This window comes from Ruegeria sp. YTSC192, from assembly GCF_059609705.1.
Genome location: NZ_JBXWMG010000007.1, coordinates 70,972 through 86,860, shown reverse-complemented (window position 1 = coordinate 86,860; position 15,889 = coordinate 70,972). Strand labels below are relative to the sequence as shown.

At 58.5% G+C, this 15,889-nt stretch carries 11 protein-coding genes; 5 read left to right on the top strand and 6 right to left on the bottom strand.

Going from position 1 to position 15,889, the window contains the following annotated elements:
* Nucleotide 1 precedes the first annotated feature (1 nt).
* On the bottom strand, nt 2–3,553 hold the full coding sequence (locus AC2FD8_RS11855; protein WP_496856346.1) for a PA14 domain-containing protein: 3,552 nt from the start codon (nt 3,551–3,553) through the stop codon (nt 2–4).
* A gap of 222 nt (nt 3,554–3,775) precedes the next feature.
* Between AC2FD8_RS11855 and AC2FD8_RS11850 the strand changes: the two genes are divergently transcribed.
* From AC2FD8_RS11850 to AC2FD8_RS11840, 3 genes are read left to right on the top strand one after another with little or no spacing between them, the layout of a single operon-like run.
* Complete coding sequence (locus AC2FD8_RS11850; protein WP_496856344.1) at nt 3,776–5,440, top strand: ABC transporter transmembrane domain-containing protein; 1,665 nt, start codon at nt 3,776–3,778, stop codon at nt 5,438–5,440.
* On the top strand, nt 5,437–7,527 hold the full coding sequence (locus AC2FD8_RS11845) for an ABC transporter transmembrane domain-containing protein (RefSeq protein WP_496856343.1): 2,091 nt from the start codon (nt 5,437–5,439) through the stop codon (nt 7,525–7,527). Before AC2FD8_RS11850 ends, AC2FD8_RS11845 begins: the two co-directional genes overlap by 4 nt.
* Nucleotides 7,528–7,529: 2 nt before the next feature.
* Nucleotides 7,530–8,858 carry an HlyD family type I secretion periplasmic adaptor subunit gene (locus AC2FD8_RS11840; RefSeq protein ID WP_496856341.1) on the top strand — a complete coding sequence of 443 codons (1,329 nt, stop codon included), beginning with the start codon at nt 7,530–7,532 and terminating at the stop codon, nt 8,856–8,858.
* A 6-nt stretch (nt 8,859–8,864) separates the two neighbouring features.
* Here AC2FD8_RS11840 and AC2FD8_RS11835 read toward each other — a convergent pair whose 3' ends face one another.
* The 3 genes from AC2FD8_RS11835 to AC2FD8_RS11825 are packed head-to-tail and all read right to left on the bottom strand — an operon-like array spanning nt 8,865 to nt 10,914.
* Complete coding sequence (locus AC2FD8_RS11835) at nt 8,865–9,659, bottom strand: iron chelate uptake ABC transporter family permease subunit (protein WP_496856339.1); 795 nt, start codon at nt 9,657–9,659, stop codon at nt 8,865–8,867.
* On the bottom strand, nt 9,659–10,399 hold the full coding sequence (locus AC2FD8_RS11830) for a metal ABC transporter ATP-binding protein (RefSeq protein WP_496856337.1): 741 nt from the start codon (nt 10,397–10,399) through the stop codon (nt 9,659–9,661). The genes AC2FD8_RS11835 and AC2FD8_RS11830 overlap by 1 nt, the downstream gene beginning before the upstream one ends.
* A gap of 2 nt (nt 10,400–10,401) precedes the next feature.
* Nucleotides 10,402–10,914, bottom strand: coding sequence for a transcriptional repressor (locus AC2FD8_RS11825; protein WP_496856335.1), 513 nt, complete (start codon nt 10,912–10,914; stop codon nt 10,402–10,404).
* 57 nt (nt 10,915–10,971) lie between these two features.
* On the opposite strand from AC2FD8_RS11825, the gene AC2FD8_RS11820 reads away from it, so the two are divergent.
* On the top strand, nt 10,972–12,066 hold the full coding sequence (locus tag AC2FD8_RS11820; RefSeq protein ID WP_496856334.1) for a zinc ABC transporter substrate-binding protein: 1,095 nt from the start codon (nt 10,972–10,974) through the stop codon (nt 12,064–12,066).
* A gap of 155 nt (nt 12,067–12,221) precedes the next feature.
* Entirely contained in the window at nt 12,222–14,405 is a 2,184-nt protein-coding gene (locus tag AC2FD8_RS11815; protein WP_496856333.1) for a Tex family protein, read from the top strand.
* A gap of 2 nt (nt 14,406–14,407) precedes the next feature.
* On the opposite strand, the gene AC2FD8_RS11810 is transcribed toward AC2FD8_RS11815, so the two are convergent.
* Together AC2FD8_RS11810 and AC2FD8_RS11805 are read right to left on the bottom strand one after the other, a co-directional pair.
* Nucleotides 14,408–15,511: an energy transducer TonB family protein gene (locus tag AC2FD8_RS11810; RefSeq protein WP_496856332.1), complete on the bottom strand. Its 1,104-nt coding sequence runs from the start codon at nt 15,509–15,511 to the stop codon at nt 14,408–14,410.
* A complete protein-coding gene (locus AC2FD8_RS11805; protein ID WP_496856331.1) occupies nt 15,508–15,885 on the bottom strand; it encodes an ExbD/TolR family protein in 378 nt (125 codons plus the stop codon). Before AC2FD8_RS11805 ends, AC2FD8_RS11810 begins: the two co-directional genes overlap by 4 nt.
* Between the last annotated feature and the right edge of the window lie 4 nt (nt 15,886–15,889).

Below are 15,889 nucleotides of genomic sequence, written 5' to 3'. Positions count from 1 at the left end.
GCTACCAATCGACCCTTTCATAGGCCTCCGTCTCGATACTCGTGATCTCAGCGTGTGAGGGCGAGATTACCTCCTCATTCAGAACATCATCTGTGTCGTCTTGCGCAGCGTCGGATGAATCAACATCCCAAGTTGCTACATCCCCGTTGCCCGAGGCATTCGCAAAAAACGCGAATTCATCTGGCGCATCGAGTTTCGTAAGCGCATCAACATCACCAACCTCCATCGAAAACGCGGTTGTCGATGTCACCGGCGCGCCGTTAAAGCCGGTATCCGAGATCACGATCTGGCCATCAATTGTACCCTCAAACCCGGGTGGCGGTGAGATTTCAAGATAGTCGATATCCCAGCCGGTCACATCAACCGGCCCCCCATCCGACATTACCGCCGCCTCGGCACCGACGATCAGGCTGTTCGCTGGCAACCCATCAATCGCTACATCCGCCTGATCACTGGCACCCGCCAGATCAATGCCAAGCGCCAAGGTCCCGTTCTCCTCAACCGCCAGTCCCGGCTCCGCCTGCACCAATGCGCGGCCTTCTGTATCGGGGCCATCCCATTCCAGCTTCAAGCCGGCATGACCGTAGTTCTCAAAATACCTGACCTCGATATCGTGGATGCCGGGGTCGAGTTCGATCTGACCGGCTCGGGTCCTATAGGCGTGCAGACCATCATTCTCGATCACCTCGACACCATTGACAAACAATACGACGCCATCATCCCCTCCTGCAAAGAAAGTGTATTTGCCGCCTTCTTCGACCGAAATGCGCCCCTCCAAGCGGGCGCCGAATGTGTCTTTTGATCCGCCTTCCCAGAACGAGTCTGCGCTGTTTTTGTAGTGAATTTCAGACACAATTTCCTGATGTGTCGGGTCGGCGCCCCAATCAATGTCGTCCAATTTCGACAACCTACTTTCCACGTCGAAGTAACTGGCCTGAAATCCTCCATTCACTTGCGCGGTTGGTGCGAAAACCTGCGCCGGATGAGCCTCGAATGAAATTGTCTGGACAGTGTCTTGGCTACCGCCGAATTCGGTTGGTGTGGAGGACCGTACCCCTACATCAATGGGGCCCGAGAAATCGAATGGAGGCTGTATGATCAGCAAATCCCCCTTCCATCCATCCATTTCCACGGTGCCGTCTGACCCGGCCAAATGGGTCTGGCCGTCCACTTCGACCTGCGTTCCTGGCGGCAATCCATCCAGGGAAAACAGGGTATCGTGGCCAATTTCCAAAGCCGTTGTGTCGATATCGAAGGCTAAAGGCGTCCCGGCTACGACCTGCGTCTCAGCGGCATCCGGGGCCGAAACAAGCTGCCGACCGTCAAGACCGGGGCCATCCCATTCCAGTTTCAAGCCCGCGTGACCAAAATTCTCAAAGTAGCGAACTTCTATTGAATGCGCTCCGGGCTCTAGGTCAATCTGACCGGAACGGGTTCGATAGCCATGCAGACCATCATTGTCGATGACTGGAACGCCATCAACTAACAGCATCGCGCCATCGTCCGCACCGAGATGGAAGGTAAACGTCCCGCCCTCCGAAACCTGCACCGTCCCAGTGACCTCGACGCCGAATGTGTCTCGCGATCCATCCTCCCAAAAGGATCCACGGCTGACTTCATAGTTAATCTCGGTCGCAACCTCCTGATGCGTGGCGGGGGCATCCCAATTCACATCTTCAAGTCGCTTGAGACGTTGATCGACGTCGAAATACTTGGCGTGAAACCCGGTGTTGATCGACATATCCGGCCTGTCAGCAACCGAGATCGAAAGTGTCTCGGTCGTGCTTAACCCGCCCTCGTCGACGACAGTGACATCAACCGCCAGGGCCTCAGCCTCGCTTCGATCAAGGGCAACGCCCGGTTTCAGGCGCAACTGCCCCCCGATCACTTCGAACCTGTCGTCCGAGACCTCGAACCGGTGCGTATCGCCAAGATCGGCATCATCAAACCGGACTTGACCGACAACGGCACCAGCCACGTGTTCGGCCACGGTCAGCTGCGCCTCGGTCAGTGTGATATTGTCGACCAAAGCGCCGTAGGAATCGTTCTGTCCTTCGACCTCACGCAGTTCCAGCTTGTCCTGACCTGTTCCGACAACCTGCAGCTGGAACGTTTCCCAATCGGACGATTTGGGGTCCAGTTCAGCAACCAGAGTGTCGTTCCAAAATACCTCAACCGTATCGGTACCATTCGCAAGGCGCTCGCGAAGGTCGAGACCCAGATCATAGAGCTGCCCGTCTTGTGTCTGCACGACCTGAGAGATGCTATCCACGCCCCAACCGTGGTCCATCTCCATCACGTGATCACCATCCGAGGCCTGCACCCCTCCTAAGCGGTCCCAGATCTCGATTCCGTTGGCATCTGTCCAGGCGCCGGTTTGATCGTTTTCAAACCCCCTCCACCGCCCCTGTTCGAGGTCGAACTCCTCAAAACTGCCATTCCGGATCAGGTTTTCCGTTCCGTTCCAAATGGTCAGATCAATCGGGGCTTCGTTGATATCCTGAACGGAGATCGAGAACGCCTTGCTTACGCTCAACCCACCGGCATCTGTTGTCTTGATGTTGATTTCAATTTGATCTTCAACCTCGTGATTCAACGAAATACCGGGCCGCAAGCGCAATTGCCCATCCGCGATTTCAAAGCGTTGGTCCGAAATCTCATAGCTGTGGGTGTCATGCTGATCGGGGTCCACGGTTGATATATCGCCAATCGCCACGCCCGTCGCGTTTTCGGCCACAATCGTGTTGTCCAACAGCACCGTTTCCGGACCTTCGTTTACATCCGTGACGTCGATCACAAAACGCTCGGTCAAACTCAGCCCGCCCTCATCCGTGACGGTGACATCCACCTCAAGGCGGCCCGCGTCTTCATGATCCAGCGCGATACCGGGTTTCAGTCGCAACTGACCGTCGAGGATTTCGAACCGAGGGTCAGACACCTCGAACTGATGAGGGCCACCCGAATCCGGATCAAACACCGCAATGGTACCAACCACCGCCCCTTCAACATTCTCAGCCAGACTTGAACCGTCGAGCATTATGTCCTTTGGGGCTTGGTTTTGCTCTTCCTGTGGCTGAGGGGACAAGGCCACAGGAGTTGCCGGTGGGGTGGGCGCGTCAGGCCCTCCCGCAGGTGCAACATCAGGCAATTCAACGGACTCGATGGCAGCGTAAATCGGGCCATCAGCAATTTCTGTGGCGGGCACCATTCCCTGATAGTCCGATTGCTCATTTTCGCTGGCAGGACTAATGGTCCAAGATGACTCGGCCCGTGCAACCACGCTTTCCGGCGCACCTGCACTGTCTGAACCGACACCTTCGTCCCCAACCGCGTTTCCAGTGAAACTGCCACCGGTTGAGGGCGACCCGTCACTGGTCTGGAAGTCATCCAGCGTCCCTTGCGCCTGTTCGCCGGTATGCAATGTACTTCTGGTCGGATCATCAGCCGAACTCGCGGGTGCCCGTGACAGATGTTCGGCAAAATCCAGCTTTTCGCTTTGTTCAGCCTTTGCGGAATTCGCATGAAAATTCAGATTGCTGTTCGGCTTTTTCATCGCAAAACCCCGATTTACCTACTGACGATTCCCAAGAACCACTAGCATGCGAGGCTTTCTCAAAAGTTACTCAAATACATGCAATTTTTGCCAAATTCAGCACGTCTCGCGATCTGGCATTTACGCGTTCTTAAGGGCCTCGACCCCAGACCTAGGTGGCAATTGAATGGGCGTGAACACATGAAAGCGAACAGGGCGGCTAGGCGCAAAACAAGGCTGCGGATGGGTATTCCGCTTCTGGCTGCGTCGTTTTCCCTGAACATCCTGTCTCTTCTGATGCCGCTCACCATTCTGCTGATCTTCGACCGCATCATCCCCTTTCAATCGACCGAGACATTGCGCATCCTGACCTGGGTGCTTGTGATCGGGGCGGGGCTTGAATTTGCGCTGCGTTGGGCGCGATCCGTGCTGTTGACGACTGCGGCCGAACAGAATGCCGTCACCCGCCAGCGCCAGTTTCTTGAACAGGTCTTGTACGCAAATCCGATCCGTTTCGGCCAAGACACCGCCAGCACCTATTTCGACCGTTACATGGCGATCAACCACCTGCGAGAGCATCAATCCGGCCAGAGCCAGACGCTCGCAATTGATCTGCCCTTTACGATCCTCTTCGCCCTCATGATCGGCTTGATCGGAGGGTGGTTGGTTCTGGTTCCCGTTGCTGCGTTCTGCATCGTTTTGGGGTTTGCAGGTGTGATGAAGCGTCTGCAATGGTCCTTGTTCGAGCATCGCAGGGCGCTGGACACCCGTCGCTATGCATTCCTCTCGGCCCTCCTGTCCAGCCTGTCGACAGTCAAAGCCAACCGAATGGAGCCTCAGATGGCCCGAAGATTCGAGATGTTGGAGGATCAGACCGTAGAAGTAAGCCGCAAGCTGATCCTGTTCTCGGGTTTTGCGCAGAATTTTGGCGCTGTTTTTGGGCAGATCATGGTTGCCGCAATGGGGTTGCTGGGGGCTTTTCTGGTCATTCAGAACATGATTGGCATAGCCGAGTTGGCGGCCTGCATGCTTTTGAACGGTCGTATCATTCAGCCGTTGACCAAGATCATGGCAATATGGGTTCAATCAGAAAGCGTCGCTTTATCCCGGCGGAAACTGCGTGAAATGGACAGCGTCATTCAGCACCCGCCGGGCGCGACTGGGCGCAAAACACTAAAAGGCGATCTGCGCGCCCAAGGCCTTTGCATGGCGCACCCGCAGAACAGCGAGACCATCAGTAAGCCTGTGCATTTTCACGTTCCTGCAGGCACGGGCATACTGGTTGAAGCGGAAGAAAGCTGGATGGTCGACACCCTCTTTGCGACCATCCTGGGGAACCAACAGCCCAATTCTGGCCTTTGCCTGATAGATGAGATTGCAACAACAGAAGGGCCCGCCCTAATCGGTCGCGGAGGCGTCGTCGCGCTAGAGCCAGATCCGGCGATCCTGTCAGCGACGTTGCTGGACAATCTAACCGCGTTTAGCGGTGCCGAAACGGTTGAGCATGCAAAACAAATAGCTGCCGCACTTGGATTGGAGCAGCGTATTCACCGGCTGCCTGAGGGCTACAACACACAACTGGGCAAGAGATCAAGTTTTGAAAGTGATCCGGTCAACCGACAGCTGATCGCTCTGATCCGGGCCCTGGCCTTGCGCCCCCGAATATTGCTGATGAATGAACCCTCGGCTGTTCTGGACACGCCTGAACGTCAGGCTTTGGCCACTTACCTGAAAACCCTTTCGCCGCGCCCCTCGCTGGTGATCGCAAGCCCCGACCCCCGGATGGGCCATCTGACCGATCAATCTGCCCAGCTACGCATTGCCCGGACCTCCGATCTGCTTCAATGGCAAGAGGATGCCCGGCAAGACAAAGAGGACGCGTGCCGCATGACGACAGGTGTCGCATGACCGCCATAACCGTTGAAAACACCGCGCAACTTTTTCAAACGCTGCTACAGGCCAGTGGCTGGAAACATGACCAAGACGGCCTGATCGAAGCATTTCCACATTTTTCCCAACGTTTGCGAACAGAGGATATCGCACAGACTCTGGTCAACCTCGGAATACCGTTTGCTCAGGTCAGGTGTCGGATGCACGAAATCGCCGCCTCGGACTGTCCGGCCCTGGTGCTACCTGATCAGGGGGCGGCCTTCCTGGTGTTGGACTGCAAAGGCGCGCATGCCCTGGTTGATGATGTGACGGCAGAGCATCCACGGTTTCAGAAGCTACCGCGCCGTCAATGCACCCTGTTTCGGATCGACCGTTTCGCCCATGATCGCACGGTAAAAACGCAGATCACTGTGACACAAGCTTTTCGCGACCTCCGCCCAATCCTGCCGGCTCTATTGTTTGTATCCATGCTCAGCAACATTCTGGGTCTGTTCGCCCCGTTACTTATCATGGCCGTATACGACCGGATCATTCCCTCGGGATCGGTTGAAATGCTGCTGTCACTGGCGGTTGGCGTCGTTGTTGTCGCGGCGACGGACATGGGTTTTCGCCACATGCGCACGCGCGCGCTAACCTATGTCGGCTGGCGCGGCGAGCAGAAGCTGATGACCAGCTTATTCCGGAAACTGATGTCTCTGCCGATAAGCCAAATGCAAAGCTCGGACGTGAACCAACACCTGTCCCGGTTCCGCCAATTCGAAGCCCTGCGAGAGATGTTTACTGGACAGATGATCACCACACTGCTGGATCTGCCTTTTGCGTTCCTCTTCGTTGCTGTTCTGCTCTATCTCGCGCCACCGGTCGGGCTTTGGACACTTGGGTTGGCGGTGACTTTGGCCGTTTTTGGACTGATCACAATTCCACGGCAGAAACACCTTGAAAAGAAAGCCGCACAGGACGCCGCAGACTGCCAACTTGCAGTACAAGACGCGGTCATCCATCAAGGCGCTTTCGCAAGCCTCGGCATGCAATCGCATTGGCTTCAGCGCTGTACGCCCATGTTCGAATCCAGTGAAGAAAGCACGAGGCGCGCGCGGCAATTCCAGGCACTTACACAGTCCTTGGGGCAAACAATTGGGGCCTTGGCGACAACCGGTACGATCGTCCTTTGCGCACATGCAGCGATGGCCGGCGCGCTGAGTCTTGGTGCTCTGATCGCCTCGATCGCGTTGGTGTCAAAGGTCTTTGGACCGCTCCAGGCGCTCTATGCAGGATTTCCGCAGCTCTTGTCCTTCCAAGCCAGCCGCAAACAGGCGGACCGCGTGCTGTCCCTACCGCAAGAGATGGAGCTTGGCCTCGGCTGGCCCCACCAAAAGGCGCTGAGCGGCGCCATCACCTTTTCGTCGGTGACGCATCGCCCCGATCCGCTGCGTTCTCCGGTCCTGTCGCAAGTCAATCTGGCAGTCAAACCGGGTGAAGTTGTGGTCATACTTAGCAATGATGCCGCCGCAAGGACCGCCGTTCTAGACCTCATCACCGGCCTGGCCTCCCCGATTGGGGGAACCATCGAACATGACGGGATCGACATCCGCCAAATCGCGCGGGACGAGCTGCGCAAATCGGTTACCTATGCCACTTATGAGAAATCACTGTTCTACGGCACAGTTGCACAGAATTTCCGTTTGGCCGCGCCATCCCTTTCTGACACGGACATTCAAACTTCGCTGGATCGGGTAGGCTTGGGACAAGGGCACAGCATTCTGCCAGACGGCGTACGAACACGCCTTTCTGATGAGGCCCTTTCGCAAATGCCCGACGAGATATTGAAATCTCTCACCCTTGCACGCAGCATGGCAAGACCAGCCTCGGTCTACCTGTTCTCGGAACCGACAAACGGACTGAACGACACCCGCCGTAGTGCGTTCAAAACATGGGTCACGGATCAGGCCGGGGGCCACACTGTGATCATCGCGACAGCAGATCGTTCGTTTCTGAACATTGCCGATCGCTTCATCTATTTCAACGCAGGTCAGGTTGCTGTGAACGATACAGGTGATGTCGGGCGCAAAAAGCTGTTGGCCGCCCTGAAAACGCTTGGAGCTTGACGATGGTATTCCGTAGACAGTCCGCAAATCGAGAAGGCCCGCTGGACCGCAGCGCTCGACGAAAGCAGGCCCGCGCGCCTCGGTTCGCCACATTCCTCGCGCTTGCAATCACCGGCTTTGTCGCCAGCCTGATCGCTTTGTCATGGCGGACCGAGGTCCCACAGATCACACGCGCGCCGGGTAACATCGTGCCCGTGGGCCACTATGTTCAAATCGAAACCATGGAAGGCGGGATTGTCCGGTCGGTCCACGTTCGGAACGGACAAACTGTAGAGGTCGGCGATGTTCTGGTCGAATTGCACCACCCGGAGCTGACACAAGAGATCGAGGTTTTGTCTGCGCAAGCCTCATCAGTCGCGCGGGATCTGGACAATGCACAGGCTGTGCTTGCTCTGCTTGAAGGCGACACACCGCAGAGCCTTGCCCAGATACAATCACTCAGAAAGGCGGGTCTGACGACGGCTGCGGCACGTATTGAGTTATTCCTGGAAAGCCAGAAGGTTCAGCGTGTTTCGATTGAGCAGCAAACCAAGACGTTGAAAATCCTTGAAGACGCCGCAGAGTTCGCACGCCAAAGGGTCACAAAGAAAGAGCAGGTACTGGATCGCTACGCGAAGCTGCAGACGCAGGGCTTGAAATCTCTCAGTGATTTTCTGGAGGAAGAAGACGAAGTTGACGCCATGCGCGCCGCAGCAGAAGACGCCCGTGTCCGCGTCGCCGAAGCGCGCAATGCATTGACACTTGCAAAAGCGGCCCTCGCGGAAGAGGCACTAACGCTGAGAGAGGACGTGCTGACCCGTATCAACGCGCTGGAACACGAACACCACCAGTTGCAGACCTCACAGAATCTCACCAGATCCAGGCTTGCCGATCTACGCCTAGTCGCTCCGGTGCGCGGCGTGATCCAGTCGGTGGCCTCGCCCAATCCCGGTGAGGTTATTGCCCCCGGCGAAACGCTTTACGAACTGCTTCCGACCCGGCAGAACCTGATGGTCGAGGCCCGTATTCCCAATTCCGAGGTGGGTCATGTGGCCTTGGAACACCCAGTGGCGATCAGCGTCGATACGTTCGATGCCCGCCGCTTTGGCAAGGTCGAGGCGCGGTTGCAGTCGGTGCATCCCTTGCCCATGACCGATGAGCAAACGGGCGAGACCTATTTCCAGGCCTCCTTCGTTCTGGCCCGATCAACAATCGGTACCGGTGCGTTCAACCGTCCGTTGCAGGCGGGTATGACCGTAGTGGCCGAAATGACAACGGGCGAGCAGACGCTTCTGAGCTATCTGTTGAAACCGGTCCAACTGACGTTGGAGCGCGCCTTTAATGAAAGGTAGGGCGTTCTATCGCTTGTGACCTTTCCATCCCAACAGGCTGAAACAGGCAAACAGGATTGCAGCGACGCACACAATGGACGGTCCGGCGGGCGTGTCAAACATATAAGCGGCCCGCAACCCGGCTACGGCGGATACCGCTCCGATGGCGGCGGCGATCAAGGCCATTGACTCAGGGGATCGAGCAAGACTGCGCGCAGCCGCAGCCGGAATAATCAGCAAGGCTGCGATCAGAAGAACGCCCACAACCTTGATAGCCACCGCAACGGTCACTGCCAGAGACAGGGTCAGAATCAGCTGCTCGCGCTTAGGATCGTAGCCGCTGGCATAGGCCAGTTCTTCGTTCAGGGTCGCGGTCAATAGCTGCGACCAGCGCCACCCGATCAGGGCCACGACCAGTGCCGCTCCGCCCCAGATCACTGCAAGGTCCGTGCGCGATACGGCCAGAATATCTCCGAAAAGATAGGCCATCAGGTCGATGCGGACACCTGACAGAAACGACACGGCAACCAGACCAAAGGCCAGAGCGGAATGAGCGAGAACGCCCAAAAGCGTGTCCATCGCGTATCCCCGGCCAGACAGAACAGTAACCGTCAACGCCATCGCGAGGGCCACAGCCAATGCGCCCGTAAAGACAGACATCTGAAATGTGAGCGACAGGGCAACGCCCAGAATGGCCGCATGCGCAGTTGCGTCACCGAAATAGGCCATTCGGCGCCAGACCACGAAACATCCCAGCGGAGCCGCCGCAAAAGCCACACCAATCCCGGCCAAAGTCGCGCGGGTCATAAAATCATCCAGCATTATTCTGCAGCGTCCTGAGAGATATGATCGTGGTCGTGATGATGATCGTGGTCATGCCGGTACAACGCCAATGCCCCTCCGGTCCCTGTCCCGAACAGGGCGCGATATTCAGGGGCCGAAGCCACAACAGCTGGCGAGCCTTCGCAACAGACATGACCATTCAGGCAGATCACCCGGTCCGAGGCGCTCATGACCACGTGAAGCTCGTGACTGATCATCAGAATGGCGCAGCCGGTCTCGCGGCGCACGGTTTCAATCTGCTGGTAAAATGCCGCTGAACCCGGTTGATCCAAACCTTGCGTCGCTTCGTCCAGCAACAGGATTTCCGGGTGATTGATCAACGCCCGCGCCAGCAGAACACGCTGAAACTGCCCGCCGGACAATTCTGTCATCTGCCGTTTCAACAGATCGGGCACGCCAGCTTCCTCAAGCGCCTCGGCGCAGCGGGCGCGGCTGACGTGACTGGTCAGGCGCATGAAGCGCTCGACCGAAATGGGCAGGGTCGGATCGATATGCAGCTTCTGCGGCACGTATCCGATCCGCAGGCCCTGTTTGCGTATGATGCGCCCTTTGGCAGGTTTGGTGGCCCCGATAATTGCGCGCAGAAGGCTTGTTTTGCCGGACCCGTTCGGGCCGACAATTGTCACGATCTCACCGGGTTCGATGGTCATATGGACATGACGCAACACGGTATTGGCCCCATAGCTAACGCTCAGGTCTTCAACGGTGACAAGGGACATTGCTAGGCCTTTTCGGTGCAGTCAGAGCAGAGACCTTCGGCTTCTACTACAGTACGTTCGATTTCAAAACCCACGGCACGTGCGGCATCGCCGAGGGCCCCACTATCGACGGCCGAGGAGGCTTCGGCTACCGCGTCGCAACCCCGGCAGATCATGAAAACAGGCGAATGGGTTGCCCCCGGATGGGCGCAGGCCACAAAAGCGTTCAGGCGTTCGATCTTGTGGACAAACCCGTTCTCGACCAGAAAATCCAAGGCGCGATAGGCCACAGGCGGCTGCGAGCCGAACCCTTCGTCCCGTAGGCGATCGAGGATGGCATAGGCACCAAGCGCCCTGTGTTCCTGCAACAGCATTTCCAGCACCTTGTGGCGCACGGGTGTCAGGCGCAGCCCCTCGGCGTTGCACTTTGCCTCGGCCATGGCAAGGCCGGTTTCCACGCAGGACACGTGGTCATGATCATGGAACCCCACCGGCGCAGCGTCGCTGGTCGAGTTCTGTTGCCTCTGACTTGTCATGTTATCTTATATCATATATGCCGCGATTGAATGTTATAAAATCACACAGAGGGTCCAATGTCCAGAAACCTCCTTTCCATTTCGATCACCGCTACATTGCTGGGCGGAACCGCCATGGCCGAAGCCCCAAATGTGGCCGTTGATATTGCCCCGGTGCATTCGCTTGTGGCCCGTGTGATGGACGGCGTGGGCGAACCCAGCCTGATCGTTCAGCCGGGCGCCTCGCCTCATGAATACAACCTGCGCCCGTCCGAGGCGGCAGCTCTGCAAGAGGCTGATCTGGTCTTCTGGATCGGCGAAGATCTGACGCCATGGATGGAAAACGCTGTCGAAACGCTCGCTGGCGGCGCGGCTGTTACTGCGTTGCTGGAGGCGGACGGAACCACTCTGCTGGACTTCCGCGAGGGCGCGCTGTTTGAAGCGCATGATCACGGCGATGACGAGGATCATGACGATCACGAAGATCATGGCGATGATCACAAAGACGAACACGCGCATGATGATCACGACGATCACAAGGATGAGCATGGTCACGATGATCACGACCATGACAAGGAAGATGAACATGCGCATGACGACCATGGCCATGAAGAGCATGCAGACCATGATGATCATGACGACCACGAAGGTCACGCGCATGGCGACCAAGATCCGCACGCCTGGTTGTCGCCTGCAAACGCCAGCACATGGCTGAACGTCATCGCCGCCCAGCTCTCGGCCGCTGACCCTGAAAACGCTGGTAAATACTTTGAAAACGCAACCGCTGCGCGCGCCGAGATGGAGGCGCTGTCAGCCGAAATCAAAGAAACGCTGGCACCTGTCAAAGATAGCAACTTCATTGTGTTCCACGACGCCTATCAGTATTTTGAAAATGACTTCGACTTCCCGGCGTCAGGCGCGATCTCCATCGGCGATGCATCCGATCCAAGCCCTGCACGCATTGCGGAAATTCAGGGACGCATCAAAGAGGAAGGGATTGATTGCGTTCTGTCCGAGCCGCAGTTCAACCCCGGCCTGATCGCAACCGTGATGGAAGGGTCCGAGGCCAACACCGCCGTGATCGATCCGCTTGGCGCCGAAATTGAACCCGGCGCGGCGCTCTATCCCCAACTTCTGCGCGATATGGCAAAAACACTGGCTGAGTGCCTCTAAGGCACGCCAACGCCCGGCCGGATCAGCGGCCGGGCATCGTATGCAGGCAAAGGGGCAGACCGTTTCAGGAAATCTTGCCCCAATGCGCCGACCCTCTTCCCCTCTGCCAAAACGCTGTCTAAGAAGTCCTTCCGACCCAGTATCAGGAGGCCCCCTTGGACCGTATCGCCCGCACAATCGCCACCGAAATCAACGCGCGCGCGGATCAGGTCTCGGCCGCCGTGCGGTTGCTGGACGAAGGCGCGACCGTGCCCTTCGTGGCCCGCTACCGTAAAGAGGCGACCGGCGGATTGGACGATACGCAACTTCGAACCCTCTCGGACCGGTTGACCTATCTGCGAGAGCTGGAGGCGCGGCGGCAGACGATCCTGAAGTCGATCAAGGATCAGGGCAAGCTGTCGGACGATTTGGCGAAATCCATCGCCGGGGCCGAGACCAAGGCGCAGCTGGAAGATATCTACCTGCCCTACAAACCCAAGCGGCGCACTAAGGCGATGATCGCCCGCGAAAACGGGTTGGAGCCGCTGGCCGACGCTATTCTGGTCGACCGCAATACCGACCCGGAAGCCCTTGCTCAGGGCTATCTTTCGGAAGCTATCCAAACGACCAAGGAAGCCTTGAACGGCGCCCGTGACATCGTGACCGAGCGTCTGACGGAAAACGCCCTTCTGCTGGGTGAGCTGCGCAAATTCATGCAGCAAGAAGCGCTTTTGTCGTCAAAACTCGTTGAGGGCAAAGAAAAAGAGGGCGCGAAGTTCAGCGACTATTTTGACCACTCCGAGCTTTGGGCAACCACCCCCTCGCACCGGGCGCTGGCCATGTTGCGGGCCTCGAAAGAGGGGATCGTCACGCTGGACATCGCCCCTGAGCCCGAGGCGGGCGCGGCGCGCGCCGAAGCGATCGTAGCCGCGCATCTACAGACCCGCAGCGATGGGCCCGGAGACAAATGGTTGCGCAAGGTTGCGGGCTGGACCTGGCGGGTCAAGCTGTCCCTGTCGATGATGGTTGAGTTGATGGCCGACCTGCGCAGCCGCGCGCAGGATGAGGCGATTCAGGTGTTTTCGCGCAACCTCAAGGATGTTCTGTTTGCGGCCCCGGCGGGTGCGCGGCCCACGCTGGGTCTGGATCCGGGCATTCGCACCGGCGTCAAGGCCGCCGTGGTGGATGCCACCGGCAAGGTGGTGGCGACGGATACGCTCTATCCCTTTCAGCCGAAAAACGATCTGCGCGGGGCGCAGGCGGCGATTTTAAATCTGATCTCGGCCCATCAGATTGAACTGATCGCCATCGGCAATGGCACCGCCAGCCGTGAAACCGAACGAATGGTCGCCGACGCCCTCAGCCTGCTGCCCAAATCGGTCAAAGCCCCCACCAAAACCGTCGTGTCCGAGGCCGGGGCCTCGGTCTATTCCGCGTCGGAACTGGCCGCGCGAGAGTTCCCGGATCTGGACGTATCCCTGCGCGGCGCGGTCTCAATCGCGCGCCGTTTGCAAGACCCGCTGGCCGAGTTGGTGAAGATCGAACCGAAATCCATCGGCGTCGGGCAATACCAGCATGACGTAGACCAGCATCGCCTGTCGCAGTCGCTCGCCTCGGTGATCGAGGATGTGGTGAACGCGGTCGGTGTCGACCTGAACACCGCCTCGGCCCCGCTGCTGTCGCATGTGTCGGGCCTTGGTCCCGGTTTGGCCGAGGCCATCGTTCAGCACCGCGATCACAATGGTGCGTTTCAGTCCCGCAAGGACTTGCTGAAAGTCGACCGCCTTGGGCCGCGCGCGTTTGAGCAATGCGCCGGGTTTCTGCGTGTCCGCGATGGGGACGAGCCGCTGGATGCCTCATCGGTTCACCCCGAAGCCTATGACGTCGCCCGCCGCGTGGTCGCTGCCTGCGGTCGGGATATCCGGCAAATCATGGGACATGACGGCGCATTGAAGGGCTTGCGGGCCGAACAATTCGCCAATGAGACCTTCGGCCTGCCCACCGTGCGCGATATCTTCACCGAGCTTGAAAAACCGGGCCGTGATCCGCGCCCCAGCTTCGTCACCGCCTCGTTCCGGGACGGCATCGAGGAGATTACCGATCTCAAACCCGGCATGCTGCTGGAGGGGACGGTAACCAATGTGGCCGCTTTCGGGGCCTTCGTGGATATCGGCGTTCATCAGGACGGGTTGGTCCATGTCAGCCAGTTGGCGGATCGGTTCGTCAAGGACCCGCATGAGGTGGTCAAAACCGGTCAGGTCGTGAAGGTACGCGTTGTCGAGGTTGACGTCCCCCGAAAGCGGATTGGCCTGACCATGCGCAAGGATGGCGGGGCGCAGCAGAGGCGCGGACCCCGCTAAGTTCAGCCGTTCTGGTAGTAGAAGGACAGTTTGCGGCTGACCCCATCGGGCGGCGGCGGGAACGGTGCGGCCCCCCTGACCTGGTCCTTTGCTGCCCGATCCACCTGGTCCGAACCCGAGCTGGTGATGACCTCGACCCAGGCCAATGAACCATCCGGGTTGATCTGAAAGAACACCTGCGCATAGCCACGAACCGACGCGTAAACCTGTGGTGCGCGGTTCAGATGCACCAGAACCTGTCCGGCATAGTTGGTCGTGGTGGAATTGCCCGGCCCTCGCCCGCCGGACTGGTTGCCCCTGTCATTGCGGGTGAAGGCATCTATCCCTTCGCGTTGATAGGCCGCCAGCGGAGATTCGATGGTCTGTTCGGGGAATTTCAGATTGTCGAAATTGCGTGCGCCGGGCAGCGCAGGCCGAACTTCGTCCGAGGGTGTCCGATTGGGCAAACGTGGTCGAAGCGAAGTTGCCACTGCCTGCTCGGTTCCTTCGCTGTCCTCCACAGGTTCTGCTTCGTCCGGCACAGGCTCGACTGCGATTTCCGGCTCAACGGCCTCTTGCTCCAACGGCACAGGTGTGACCTCGATGGGCGGTAGTGCGGCCAGTTGCTCGGCCTCTGGCGTTTCGACCGGCTCTGCGGCGCTGGCTTGCGGGATTTCGACGACATCCGAGGGCTCGGCCAAAGGTGTAGCATCCGCCTCATCACTTGCTGCCGTTTGCGTCTCGGACTGGTCGACGGATTCGGTCACTTCGGGTTCCGGTACCTCGGCCTGACCGCCGTTGGAGGGGCCGGTATCGGGCGCGAAAATCTGCTCTTGCGGGTCGGGTGACGCAACCAGAGCTTCGCTTGTGGGAATCTCCGCCTCTTCAGGCTCGGGCGACGTTTCGACCGGAGGTTCGGGCACCTCCGCTTCTTCTGGCTCGATCGGTTCGGGCACCTGCTCGGCCAGGTCCTCAAAGGCCGTGCCGAGGATCACCGCATCTTCATCATCACCCACAACGCTTGGTGAATGGGTCAGGCGGGCTGTGGTCATGCTCAGCCCCAGAATATGCACCAGCAACGAGACCAGAAGGGCCACAGTGGCGATGATGGCCGAGGTTCGGATCATTCGATCGCCTGCTGCGTGACCAGAAAGACCGATTTCGCCCCAGCCCGCCGCAGCGCGCCCGTCACCTCAATCAGACGTGGCCCCGAGGCAGCGCGATCCGGCACGATGCGGACCTCTTCGCCCTCATGATCGGCCATGTAGGTTTCCGGGTCCGTGTCCTGCCCGCGAAAGCTGAGCGATCCGTCTGCATGCAGGACCAGTGCATCCGGCGGCTCACGCCCCTCCAGTTCTGCGGTGTCAACCAACTCAAGATCAGGATCCAAAGGGGGGGCCACGGTGCCGGCGATCAGGAAGAAGACCAGCATCAGGAACACCACATTGATCAGCGGGATCGTGGAGTCGCGTCTGCGGCGTTGCGGTGTCTGGCGGATCATCGGC

Bases quoted from the DNA above. Each gene is read 5' to 3' on its own strand.
- AC2FD8_RS11845 (WP_496856343.1), top strand. From the start codon at position 5,437: ATGACCGCCATAACCGTTGAAAACACCGCGCAACTTTTTCAAACGCTG.
- AC2FD8_RS11835 (WP_496856339.1), bottom strand. From the start codon at position 9,659: ATGCTGGATGATTTTATGACCCGCGCGACTTTGGCCGGGATTGGTGTG.
- AC2FD8_RS11825 (WP_496856335.1), bottom strand. From the start codon at position 10,914: ATGACAAGTCAGAGGCAACAGAACTCGACCAGCGACGCTGCGCCGGTG.
- AC2FD8_RS11810 (WP_496856332.1), bottom strand. From the start codon at position 15,511: ATGATCCGAACCTCGGCCATCATCGCCACTGTGGCCCTTCTGGTCTCG.
- AC2FD8_RS11850 (WP_496856344.1), top strand. From the start codon at position 3,776: ATGGGTATTCCGCTTCTGGCTGCGTCGTTTTCCCTGAACATCCTGTCT.
- AC2FD8_RS11855 (WP_496856346.1), bottom strand. From the start codon at position 3,553: ATGAAAAAGCCGAACAGCAATCTGAATTTTCATGCGAATTCCGCAAAG.
- AC2FD8_RS11805 (WP_496856331.1), bottom strand. From the start codon at position 15,885: ATGATCCGCCAGACACCGCAACGCCGCAGACGCGACTCCACGATCCCG.
- AC2FD8_RS11840 (WP_496856341.1), top strand. From the start codon at position 7,530: ATGGTATTCCGTAGACAGTCCGCAAATCGAGAAGGCCCGCTGGACCGC.
- AC2FD8_RS11820 (WP_496856334.1), top strand. From the start codon at position 10,972: ATGTCCAGAAACCTCCTTTCCATTTCGATCACCGCTACATTGCTGGGC.
- AC2FD8_RS11830 (WP_496856337.1), bottom strand. From the start codon at position 10,399: ATGTCCCTTGTCACCGTTGAAGACCTGAGCGTTAGCTATGGGGCCAAT.